Origin of the sequence: Psychroserpens sp. (assembly GCF_034670085.1) — a bacterium.
GTDB lineage: Bacteria > Bacteroidota > Bacteroidia > Flavobacteriales > Flavobacteriaceae > Psychroserpens.
This window is the reverse complement of record NZ_JAXMOD010000002.1, coordinates 432,830-444,807: the sequence shown is the minus strand read 5'-3', so window position 1 is coordinate 444,807 and position 11,978 is coordinate 432,830. Positions and strand designations below refer to the sequence as shown.

The window sequence follows — 11,978 nt, the reverse complement described above, 5'->3', positions numbered from 1 at the left end:
TTTTATTTGAAATCTCGTTGCCGTTTTGCTTCAAAAATAAGAATTCCTGCAGCAACAGAAACGTTCATACTATCTATTTCACCTTGCATAGGTATAATAACGTTTTGAGTAGAAGCTTCAAGCCATTCATTTGTTAATCCATCAGCCTCTGTACCAACAACAATTGCAGTGGGTTTGGTGTAATCTTGGGTATGATAATCTGTAGAAGCTTGTAATGCTGCACAATAGGTGTTAATGTTGTTCTGATTTAGAAATTCAATAATTTCAGATGTAGAACCCATAACGATTTGATTAGTAAAAACACAACCTACACTTGAGCGAATAATATTAGGATTGTATACATCGGTTTTTGGATTGGCAATAATCACAGCATCAACTTTTGCAGCATCTGCTGTTCGTAATAATGCTCCAATGTTGCCAGGTTTTTCTGGAGCTTCAGCGATTAAGATTAATGGATTCTTACTTGTAAGCTGTAAATTCTTTAGGAGATGTGATTTGTTTTTTGCAATCGCAATAATGCCTTCTGTTGTATGTCGATGTGCTAATTTTTGAAACACCTCTTTTGAGATTTCAATCGTGTTAAATTGAGATACTTTTAGGTTACTACGTTGTTCCTCCGTAACGAGGTCAGGATAAAACAATAATTTTTCAATTTGATAACCACCTTTTATTGCTAATGAAAGTTCACGCTGACCTTCTATTAAAAATAATCCTGATTTTTTACGTTCACGAGATTTTTCTTTTAAAACAAGTATCTGTTTTACCAGTGGATTTTGCGTGCTAGTAATCTCTTTAAGTTGCATTTATTGATTAATTCTGTATATTTGAATACCCACAAATTTACACTTTTATAGTGCAATAACAATGTCTTCTGTACTTTAGAATTTCCGGATATTTCAAAATTGAAGGTAGGGAAACTCGCAACTTACTTGTTATAGTAATGACGTCAATACTTTAAGGTTTGCACTTTATTTGATTGATAGAAACAACTAATCAAACTCTTTTCACATGAAAGTAAAATTACTATTTCCGCTTTTAGCCCTCTTTTTTTCAATTTCTACATTTTCACAAGTATTAAATCAACCAGCTGATTTGTCTGTTTGTGATGGCAATAATGATGGAATTGCAGAATTTGATCTAGAATCTCAAACGCCTCAAATTTTGGGAGCTATAGATCCTAATGAGTATACAATTACGTATCATGAGTCTGAAGTAGATGCTATTAACCAATTTAATCCGTTATCTTCTCCTTATTCTAATATTACAAACCCACAAACGATTTTTGTAAGTGCTATAAATAATACTACAGGCAATCCAGAAATTTTAACGTTTGAGTTATTTGTTGATACATTACCTATAAACGGATTTGCTCAAGATGTCATTGCATGCGATGAAGGTGGTGGATTTGCAATATTTGATTTAACTCTTTTTGATCTTCAGTTTACTGAAGGAAATCCAAATTTAGTAGTTAGCTATTACGAAACACTTCAGGATGCTGATATAAATGTAAATCAAATTGCAAACCCTGAGTTTTACACAAATATTGTTCAGTATTTTCAAACTGTTTATGTCAGAATTGAAGATAGTAACTCAGGTTGTTACCATGTGAGTGATAATACTGTTTTGTATTTAAATGTAAATCAAGAGATATTTCTAAACGAACCAACACCTTATGTGATTTGTGATGAAGACGATGATGGTGTTTCAGAATTTAATTTAGACTCCAAAACTCCTGAAATTTTAGGTGGAAATCAAAACCCTACACTTCTTGTAACCTATCATACGTCTTTAGCTGATGCTGAAAGTTTTTTCAATGTATTGGATCCTATATTTACAAATACAACGCCTTTTGCGCAAACGCTTTATGTTAGAGTAAGTGATAATACTGGGAACTGTTTTCAAACAACATCTTTAGAGTTAGTTGTAGATACCAGTTGTTTATTTGTCAATCCTGCAGTTACACTTGAGAATTGTTCAGATGGTCCTAATTTTGAAACTACCTTTGATTTGACACAAGCGAATATTTTAATTTTAAACGGTTTAAATACTGCAGGTTTCAACTTTACATATCACTTAAGTGAAGCTGATGCTAATAACCAAACTAATCCTATTCCTAATCCGGATGCTTATGTGATTTTTGGCCAACAAGAAGTTGTTTACGCTCATGTAGAAGAATTAGCTACTGGAAACACAGCGATCTCAACTATTTATTTGACACCAAATATGAGTCCGCAAATATTTTTTAACGGTCCTTATGCAATTTGTAGCGGAAATGAAATTGTCCTATATCCTTTCATAAACAACGACATTGGAACGTTTAGTTTTCTTTGGAGTACAGGAGAAACCGATCAAGAAATTGTAGTGAATACAGGTGGTACTTATACTGTGACTGTTACAGATATGAATACAGGTTGTGTGTCAACTGAAAGTGTACTAGTGACCGAAGGAGGAAATGCTCCTGCTCTTGCAGATATAGATGATTTATTTAGTTGTGTGCCAAACTCATTTTTTGATTTGACGACAACTTTACCTGAAATTTTAAACGGACAAGATGCAAGTCAATTCATTATCAGCTTTTTCGATAATGCTAATTCTGCGTTTTCAAATACAAATGCCATATTTGATCCAACTAATTTCATTGCATTAGAGGCAATTGAAACCATATTTGTTAGAGTTGAAAATAACGATGATGCCTGTTTTTCTATCATAGACTTTAACATTATTACTGAAAACAGCTGTGTTATTCCTTTAGACTGTTCTCAAGGACCAGTAAATGTGACATTTTGTTATGAAAGTAGCCAAGTGACTGAATATTATTACGAAAGCACAGATAACTCAACGTTACAAGTGTTTTTTAACGCAGGACAGGTTGAAGTAAGTTTCGATGCACTGGTTGTTCTAGATTCAGACGGTGTGACTAACTTAAATCCGACCGAAACAACATACGGTAATAATGGAGATCTTACAGGTTTAAGTTTTACCTCTTCTGGAAATAGTATACGAGTGTCAGTTGATGCTGATGATAGTATATCTTGTTTTAATCAAAATTACACACCAATTGATTTTGATGTGAGTTGCGTAGATCCTGACGCACTTCCTGGTTGCAATACTAATTTATTACAACCCTTAGATGGAGCAACTGACGTAAACGAAAATGTTGATTTAACTTGGACTGCAGCTTCAGGAATTGTTACAGGTTATAAATTGTCATTAGGTATAACACCTGGAGGAACTGAAGTTTTAGATAATGAAGATGTAGGCAATGTGTTGAATTACGCTATTGAAACTCTTGAATTTGAAGTGACTTACTATGTGACGATAACACCTTATAACACCAATGGTGATGCCGAAAGTTGCGTTGAGAATAGCTTTACAACAAGAGCAAATCCTAACCAAATTGTGGTTTGTAATTCAGGTGTCGTAAATACAACGTATTGCTACGAAAATAATGACGACAGTGAATTTAATTTTCAAAGTTCAGATGGTTTACCATTAACCCTTTACTTTAATGCAGGTGGAACTGAAGTTAATTTTGATGATATTTTTATTTTAGATTCTGATGGTTCAGTAATGAACCCTAATTTACCGTTTGGTAATGATGGTGATTTTACAGGATTGTCATATACATCAACTGGAAGTTCAATTACAGTACAATTTGCCTCTGATGGAACGATTAGTTGTGCCAACGGAAATAGCTGTTGTACAGAACAGTTTGACTTTGATGTGTACTGTGCATCTTCAATAGGAATTATTGAAGTTAATGCCTTTGTAGATGACAATACAAATAATGTGTTTGATGCCAATGAATTTAGTTTTTCTAATGGGTTTTTTACTTATGAAGTTAATGGCGATGGAAACATAAATACAGTTAATTCATCAACAGGTAGCTTCCAAATCATTAGTGCAAATGATGCAGATGTTTATGAGATTACGTTTAACTTATATGAAGAATCTGCAGGTTGTTATGATATTACTACTGCGAGTTTTGATAATATAAGTGTTGCTCAAGGAAATACAGTTACAATAGACTTCCCTGTCGTTGAAGAACAGAGTTGTGAAGATCTTGCAGTATACTTAATAAACTATTGGACACCACCTAGACCAGGTTTTACGCATGAAAATTACCTAGTCTTAGAAAATTTAGGATTTACCACAATTTCTTCAGGAACTGTAGAGTTTGTTCATGATCCATTATTAGTGTATAATGGTGTGACTAGTGTTAATCCTAACTACACAATTACAAATACTGCAACAGGATTTACAGTTGACTTTGTAAACTTACAGCCAGGAGATTCTGAATATATTGATATTTCATTAACCTGTCCAGTATCTGTTGAGTTAGGAGAAATTGTGACGAATACAGCCACGTATATTACCGATACTAATGATTTAGTTCCGAGTAATAATTACTCAACGTTATCTGAATTAGTTGTAGGTTCTTGGGATCCTAACGATAAAATGGAAGCTCATGGTCCTAGAGTTTTATATGATGAGTTTTCAACGTCAGATGAATGGTTATATTATACAATTCGTTTCCAAAATTTAGGAACTTTTCCAGCTACATTTGTTAGAATTGAAGATGTATTAGATGCAAGTTTAGATGAAACTACATTTCAAATGTTACGCTCTAGTCATGATAATATTGTAACTAGAAATGAGAATAATTTAGAATGGTATTTTGAAGATATCAACTTACCAGCAGAACAAGATGATGCAGCAGGTAGTAACGGATTTGTGTTCTTTAGAATACAACCAAAACCAGGATATGCCCTTGGCGATATTATTCCAAATACTGCAGCTATTTATTTCGATTTTAATGCACCTGTAATTACGAATCGTTTTGAAACAGAATTTGTAGAGGAAGCTCTATCTATATCTGAATTTGATTTCAACGGATTCAATATGTATCCAAATCCAGCAAAAGATATGTTGAATATTAAATTGAATACGATTACAAATGCAACTGTGAGTATTTATGATATTCAAGGTAAATTGGTCTTAGAACATTCAATTTCTGAAGCTCAGAATCTGGAATTTAGTGTGGCAGACTTACAAAGTGGAATGTACTTTGTGAAATTGAATACAGGAAGCAAAGAATTAGTTAAAAAACTAATTATTGAATAATAGCAAGTAAATAATTATCAAAAAGTCTCAGAATTATTCTGAGACTTTTTTTTGACCAAACTATTATTCATTCATTTGATTATCAGTTTGCTAGATTTTTATTTTTCTTCATAGCCGCTTATCATATTGTATTGTTTTGTTGTTGTCGTGTTTTTGTATAGGTCATAAATGAAGCATTTGTAAAGAATATTCATTTTATTGTGATGAATATTAAACTTATACTAATATTATGAAAAATATTACAACTGAAGATCAAATTACAAGAAAGGAAGCTTTATCCAAAATGGGTAAGTATGCTGCTTTAACTGCCATAGGAAGTTTCATTATTTTGAATCCTAAACAGGCACAAGCATCGTCACCTCCAGATCCAGGAGGAAACCCTTTTGATTAATCATATTTAAGTGCATTCTTAAAAGCCTCAGAACTATTCTGAGGCTTTTTTGTAAACAATTCTCTGTATCTTCGTCTAAGCACAAAAACAAACACATTACATTATGAAATTTAAGAGTTTACTGCTATGTACTTTAATCGTGTTTTCATCATGCAAAAACGATAAAAAAAATGAAGCTGTTGAAGCTTTAGATTATTCTGAAACAGAACTCGATGTAACCACAAGTACGTATCCAGAATCTATATCTAAAGTCTTTGATGCTCATGGAGGATTAGATACTTGGGAAGAAATGCAAACCCTAAAGTTTACAATGGCTAAAGACTCTGGTGACGAAATCACAACAACAGATTTATACAATAGAAACTCGTTAATTGAAATGCCAAAACATACCATTGGTTTTGATGGACAAGAGGTTTGGTTACACAAAAAAGATACAACAAACTATAAAGGGAATCCCAAGTTTTATTACAACTTGATGTTCTATTTTTATGCGATGCCTTTTATTTTAGCTGATGATGGAATTGTTTATGAGGACGTACAACCTTTAATTTTTGAAGGAAAAAGTTACCCTGGAATTAAAATTTCTTACGACAGTGGAGTAGGAGAATCACCTGAAGATGAGTACATTTTATATTACGATTCTAAAACTAATAAAATGGCTTGGTTAGGGTATACAGTAACCTATTTTACAAAAGAAAAAGCAAAAGAATTTCATTTTATAAAGTATAGCGAATGGCAAAATTCCAATAATTTACAATTGCCAAAAATTTTAACTTGGTACGATTATGAAAACAATTTACCTACAACGAAGCGGAATGATGTGGAGTTTACCAATGTGATTCTTACTTCTGTAAAAATGAACTCTGAGGTGTTTAGTAAACCTGAAGATGCTAAGGTTGTTGAATAGTCATTTATGTAATTAATAATTCAGCCTTATATCATCACAGTCTTTTTTTATATCATGCTGAGCTTGTTTCAGCATCTTATAACTAAAAATAAAGTCGTAGAACGAGACCGTGAAACAAGTTCAAAGTGAAATTTTATAATTAATTTCAGTCTAATACATGTTTAATTGTCAGGTTGAGCGCAGTCGAAACCTTTTATTTAGTTCTATTCAAATTCTTTTTTGGTTCCATCTTTTGTGCCTCGATAATAAGACCCATGTTCTATAAAGAGGATTTCGCCATATTCACCTTTTTTAATGCTAGAATCTACACCAAATATTTTTCCGTCATAAACACGTATCACTTCATCAAACGAGCAGTGACCAACCACAATATGTTCTGAATTTGTTTTTGATAAAACATCATCAATATCATTATGATCTAAGTCATCATTAAAATAACCTCTATACCAAATTGGACCAGTTTTGCCATAATAATTAGTATAGAATTCTGTAGATTTTAATTCAGATTTGCTGATGTCTATTGAAGCTCGCATAGTTTCATTAATAACGTCTATATCGAAGCTAATTTTTGATAAAAAATCTTGCGAAATTCCACCATGTACAAACACATGATTATTAATTCTTAAAACAGTAGATTTTGATCGTAACCATCGTCCAAGAACAGTATTCTTATCATATAATTCATCATATTCTAAGTTCAGTAGTTGTCCTGCTTTTATATAGCGTTCATGTACATATCTAAGATCTTTACGCATTACCATATACTCATGATTTCCGAGGAGAAAATGTACATGACCACCTTTGTGTTTTGCTTGTTGCTCAAGTTTATAAATAAGCCAAAGCATTTCATTTACTTTTGGTCCTCTATCAAAAATATCGCCTACAATTACAAAATGACCTTTACCAAAATTCCAATTTAACTCCTTGTCTATGATGCCATTATTCATTAGAATTTCGATTGCAAGATCATACTGACCATGAATGTCACTTAATACAGCCATTTTTTTAACACCTGAAAACGTAGACATTTCTGGAGCAAAAGTTTTAGGGTATGCTGAGCGCTTAAGCTTTTTAGTAATAACCTTGCCATCAACAATAGTTTTCTGAATGAGATTCTTATTCTCTATAAAAACATAAGGGCCATCATTTAATTCTTGACAAAAACTAACATAGCCAATAAAAATTAGGACAAGCTTAACAACGAGTTTTAAAGTGTTCAATGCGTCTAATTAATTAGTCTTGGTGTTTAAGTTTTTCAGAATAACGTTTCCAAAGTGTTGTTTGATGTGATTCTAAACTAATAAGTCGTCCATCAATAAAAGCATGAGAAAGAATATTAGTTCGCATATCTAAAGCATCACCTTCACTAATAAATAATGTCGCACTTTTTCCTTCTTCCAAAGAACCATAATCGGCATCAATACCTAATATTTTAGCCGTATTTAGCGTAATAAGTTGTAAAGCCTGTTCTTTAGATAAGCCATGAGCTACAGTTGTTCCTGCATAAAAAGGCAAGTTCCGAGCATTCATACGTTCCATTTGTCCGCTACCTTCAAGAGCAACAACAACACCTTTATCTACTAATAATTTGGCCATTTTAAATGGCAAATCGTAATCGTGATCTTCTTGTCCAGGTCTTGAATGAACACGTTGCAACAATACGGAAATATTATTTTGCTTTAATAAGTCGGCAACCTTATACGCATGATAGCCACCTACGATAGTCATTTCTTTGACACCATTTTCAATTGAAAAGTTTACGGCATCAATAATTCCTTTTTCATCATCAACATTTATGTATAGTTTTTTTGAACCATCAAAAAGACCTTTAGTTGCTTCATAAGGTAAATTGCGTGTTTGATTAGTCCCTTTAGCATACGCTTTAGTCGCATTAAAAAAGTCTGTGATTTCTTTAACTTGCTTTTCATAATCTTTATTCATTTTTAAGGCAGGATCTTCACCTAACCACCAACGTCCTCTACTAAAACTTCTTGGCCAATTCATATGAATACCATCATCTTCTTTTACAACAGCATCTTCCCAATTCCAAGCATCTAATTGTACAACAGAAGACGTACCAGAAATGCGTCCACCACGAGGAGTAGGTTGCGCTAAAAGCACACCATTTGGTCGTAATGATTCTACCACTTTTGATTCTGTATTATAGGCAATCAAACTTCTAATGTGTGGATTCCATGATCCTAATTCTGAATCATCATCAGTAGCACGAACAGCATCTATTTCAACCAATCCTAAGGTTGTATTCGGGATAATAAAGCCTGGATACACATGTTTTCCGATGGCATTTATGACCTCCATTCCTGTTAGGTCCATTTTTGCAACAGTACCATCAACGACAGTGGTTAATTTTCCGTCTTTAAAAATGATTAAACTATTTTCAATTACCTCTCCATTTCCAATGTGCGCAGTAGCTCCAGTGATTGCAATGGTTTTGCTTTGTTTTTTTGCTGGTGTTTGTTGCGCATTTGTAAAACCAAATGTGAGTAGCAACAAAACGATATATAAATTTATTGTTTTCATGTTTGTAAGTTTAGTGTGATTCATGATCGATGTAATCGCAATGCATATGTTCCTTTTTCTTTTTCTTAATAGGTTGCGTTTTCAATCCCTTGTTCTTAGCAAGCATCATTTGATTAATAAGTTCTGCTTTTTCTTTCATAATTTGAGAACGCATCATTTCATCACGTACAATATCAAAATAAGTAACACCTTCAATTATGGTTTTTTCAGCTTTAGCATAAATAGACAACGGATGATCTGACCATAATACCAAATCGGCATCTTTTCCAACTTTAATACTTCCAACTTTATCGTCGATATGAAGTAATTTTGCCGGATTTAAAGTGACAAATTTCCAAGCATCTTCTTCAGAAATACCGCCATATTTTACAGATTTCGCAGCTTCCTGATTTAAACGACGTGCCATTTCACCATCATCACTATTAATCGCTACGACAACACCTGCATTATGCATGATTGCAGCATTGTATGGTATAGCGTCATTAACTTCATACTTGTATGCCCACCAGTCACTGAAGGTTGAACCTCCAACACCATGTTTGGCCATTTTATCGGCTACTTTATAACCTTCCAGAATATGTGTAAACGTGTTGATGTTGAAATTGAATTGCTCAGCAACTTTCATGAGCATGTTAATTTCACTTTGCACATAAGAGTGACAAGAAATAAAACGTTCTTTATTTAAGATTTCTGCCAAAACTTCCATTTCAGTATCTTTTCGATAGGGCTTGCCACTTTTCTTTAATGCGTCATAAGCTTTTGCTCTACTGAAATAATCAATGTAGAGTTGTTCAACTCCCATTCTCGTTTGAGGGAAGCGCTCGTAGCTTGACCAGTTAGATTGTTTTACGTTTTCACCTAAAGCGAATTTGATAAACTTTGGACTGTTTTTATAGATTAAGTCTTGAGCATCTTCTCCCCATTTTAGTTTAATAATTGCTGAACGTCCACCAATTGGATTTGCCGAACCATGTAAAATTTGAATGGTTGTAACACCACCAGCTAGATTTCGGTAGATGTCAATGTCTTCATCATCTATAACATCTTCAATACTTACTTCAGCTGAAGAATTTTGACCACCTTCATTTATTGAAGCTGCAGCAATATGAGAATGTTCATCAATAACGCCAGAGGTTAAATGTTTTCCTGTTGCATCAATAACTTGAGCACTAGAATCGGAAAGGTCTTTTCCGATTTTTACAATTTTACCATTTTTGATTAAAACATCTGATTGTTCTAAAATGCCTTCAGCTTCATTAGTCCAAACCGTAGCATTTTTAAATAATAATGTTTCTTGCTTAGGCAATTCCTTAAAACCATAGGCCATATTTGGGTAGGTTAGAGGAGTCACTTCTTTTACTTTTGAACTATCTGCTTTTTTAGATGCCTCTTCTTTGGTTTCAGAATCTAATTTTTTAGCGTAGAAGGTCAATTCACTCCCATTTGGAAAAAAGGCCTTTCCGTTTAAGTTGTCACTATTTGAAACATTAGTCACCAATCGAATAAATTCTTGTTTTGTTGAATCCTTGGAAGTCATTGCAATTGTTAACCAATTGTCACTGTAACTCACTTTTGAACCACGTTTTTTGTCACCAACAGTGATTTCAGAACTTAACTTACTCAATTCACCACTTAAGGTCATTTTATAAGCTTCACGAGCAAGTAAAAATTCGTAATCACCTCTAATGTCTTTCGTGTTCATGTCATTTACAACAGTTTGAGTTCCTTGAACCCAGTTTTCGTATACCGTTGTTTTCTTGTCAAAAATATCTCCAGATGTAATTAAGAAGTTAGCATAAGCACCTTTGTTAAGGTTACCAATTTCAGTTTGTTTTCCTAGTAATTTGGCTGGAGTTGTCGTTAATGCTTCTAATGCTTTTTCTTTAGATAAACCATATTCAATGGCTTTCATAAGTTTTGCTTTAAACTCTTTAGGCGATTTTAAATCGTGTGTTGTAAACGCAAATGTGATGTTGTTCTCGGCAAGAACTTTCGGGTTTGAAGGTTCTTGATTCCAAGCTCTCATGTCGCTTAGAGCTAAAGATTGCGATAAATACACATTCTCAACATCATACGCATCTTGAAAATTTATAGGAATAATAAAAGCGGCATTCGTAGCTTTAACTTCATTGACACGTTCGTATTCGTCACCACCTCCAAGAATCACATATTGAATTCCAAATTGATCTCCAACTTTATCTGCTCGTAATCCATTTGCTCTACTTTCAGCAGTAAATATTTGAACTAGATTTTTGTTTTTATTTAAAGCTTCTATCGATAAATCTTTCGTTTTACTATTGCCTTTAGCATACCAATCGGCATCCATATATAATTGACGAAGTAAAGCCATACTTCCCATTATTGAACCAGGATACGACTGACGTGAGGTTACACTTTTACTAAATGAAAAATACTGACCAGAATTTTGTTCAAGGATTGTGGTTTCATTGCCACCTTCCGTATTTAAAGCCACTAGAGTTCCTGTGCCTCTCACAATTCCATCTTGAATATGTGTATTTACAACACCAAAACCAGCATTTAAAAGTTCCTTGGCTTTTTTGTTATCAAAATTAAATTTTGATATGGCATTGTTTTCAGGCATGACATGATCATTCCAATAATAACCTGTGCGTGATGGATTGTACTGCGGACTTCTTCCACCACCACTTTCACGTTTTGGTTTTGTAACTCCAAAATCTGAATACATATCAATAAAGGAAGGATAGATACTTTTTCCTTCAATATTAATTACAGTTGAATTTTTTGGAATAGTTACTTGTAAACCAGAAGCTACAACTTTACCATCTTTAATAAGAAGTGTACCATTGTCTATTACTTGGCTAGGAGTGATGTGAATCTTTGCATTTGTAAATGCAGTGTAATTTGAATTAATGGTTTTTACACCATCGTTTTTTGGAAAATACTCTTGTGCTAATAGCGAAAAACTACATAAAAATAGCAAGAGCCTTAGAGGAATTCTTAACATATATAATAGTTGATTATTAATTTGTTTCT

At 33.3% G+C, this 11,978-nt stretch carries 7 protein-coding genes; 3 read left to right on the top strand and 4 right to left on the bottom strand.

Annotated elements, in window-relative coordinates; all coding sequences use genetic code 11:
• Positions 1 to 2 precede the first annotated feature (2 nt).
• Positions 3 to 803, bottom strand: a complete 801-nt coding sequence (locus VOI25_RS05830) for an RNA methyltransferase (RefSeq protein WP_323788076.1) — start codon at positions 801 to 803, stop codon at positions 3 to 5.
• Between the two features lie 205 nt (positions 804 to 1,008).
• On the opposite strand from VOI25_RS05830, the gene VOI25_RS05825 reads away from it, so the two are divergent.
• The 3 genes from VOI25_RS05825 (at position 1,009) to VOI25_RS05815 (ending at position 6,422) form a co-directional block, all read left to right on the top strand.
• Positions 1,009 to 5,124 carry a T9SS type A sorting domain-containing protein gene (locus tag VOI25_RS05825; RefSeq protein WP_323788075.1) on the top strand — a complete coding sequence of 1,372 codons (4,116 nt, stop codon included), beginning with the start codon at positions 1,009 to 1,011 and terminating at the stop codon, positions 5,122 to 5,124.
• A gap of 229 nt (positions 5,125 to 5,353) precedes the next feature.
• Positions 5,354 to 5,515 carry a hypothetical protein gene (locus tag VOI25_RS05820; protein ID WP_323788074.1) on the top strand — a complete coding sequence of 54 codons (162 nt, stop codon included), beginning with the start codon at positions 5,354 to 5,356 and terminating at the stop codon, positions 5,513 to 5,515.
• A gap of 103 nt (positions 5,516 to 5,618) precedes the next feature.
• The gene (locus VOI25_RS05815; RefSeq protein ID WP_323788073.1) at positions 5,619 to 6,422 is read left to right on the top strand and encodes a hypothetical protein; all 804 of its coding nucleotides are present in this window, start codon (positions 5,619 to 5,621) and stop codon (positions 6,420 to 6,422) included.
• A gap of 203 nt (positions 6,423 to 6,625) precedes the next feature.
• Here VOI25_RS05815 and VOI25_RS05810 read toward each other — a convergent pair whose 3' ends face one another.
• Genes VOI25_RS05810 through VOI25_RS05800 form a run of 3 tightly spaced genes read right to left on the bottom strand, consistent with a single transcriptional unit; the run spans position 6,626 to position 11,949 of the window.
• Positions 6,626 to 7,642, bottom strand: coding sequence for a metallophosphoesterase (locus tag VOI25_RS05810; RefSeq protein WP_323788071.1), 1,017 nt, complete (start codon positions 7,640 to 7,642; stop codon positions 6,626 to 6,628).
• Between the two features lie 13 nt (positions 7,643 to 7,655).
• Complete coding sequence (locus VOI25_RS05805) at positions 7,656 to 8,963, bottom strand: amidohydrolase family protein (protein WP_323788070.1); 1,308 nt, start codon at positions 8,961 to 8,963, stop codon at positions 7,656 to 7,658.
• Positions 8,964 to 8,973: 10 nt separating this feature from the next.
• Positions 8,974 to 11,949: an amidohydrolase family protein gene (locus tag VOI25_RS05800; protein WP_323788069.1), complete on the bottom strand. Its 2,976-nt coding sequence runs from the start codon at positions 11,947 to 11,949 to the stop codon at positions 8,974 to 8,976.
• Positions 11,950 to 11,978: the final 29 nt, after the last annotated feature.

Coding starts and splice junctions, on each gene's coding strand:
- VOI25_RS05805 (WP_323788070.1), bottom strand. CDS start 8,963: ATGAAAACAATAAATTTATATATCGTTTTGTTGCTACTCACATTTGGT.
- VOI25_RS05830 (WP_323788076.1), bottom strand. CDS start 803: ATGCAACTTAAAGAGATTACTAGCACGCAAAATCCACTGGTAAAACAG.
- VOI25_RS05825 (WP_323788075.1), top strand. CDS start 1,009: ATGAAAGTAAAATTACTATTTCCGCTTTTAGCCCTCTTTTTTTCAATT.
- VOI25_RS05815 (WP_323788073.1), top strand. CDS start 5,619: ATGAAATTTAAGAGTTTACTGCTATGTACTTTAATCGTGTTTTCATCA.
- VOI25_RS05800 (WP_323788069.1), bottom strand. CDS start 11,949: ATGTTAAGAATTCCTCTAAGGCTCTTGCTATTTTTATGTAGTTTTTCG.
- VOI25_RS05820 (WP_323788074.1), top strand. CDS start 5,354: ATGAAAAATATTACAACTGAAGATCAAATTACAAGAAAGGAAGCTTTA.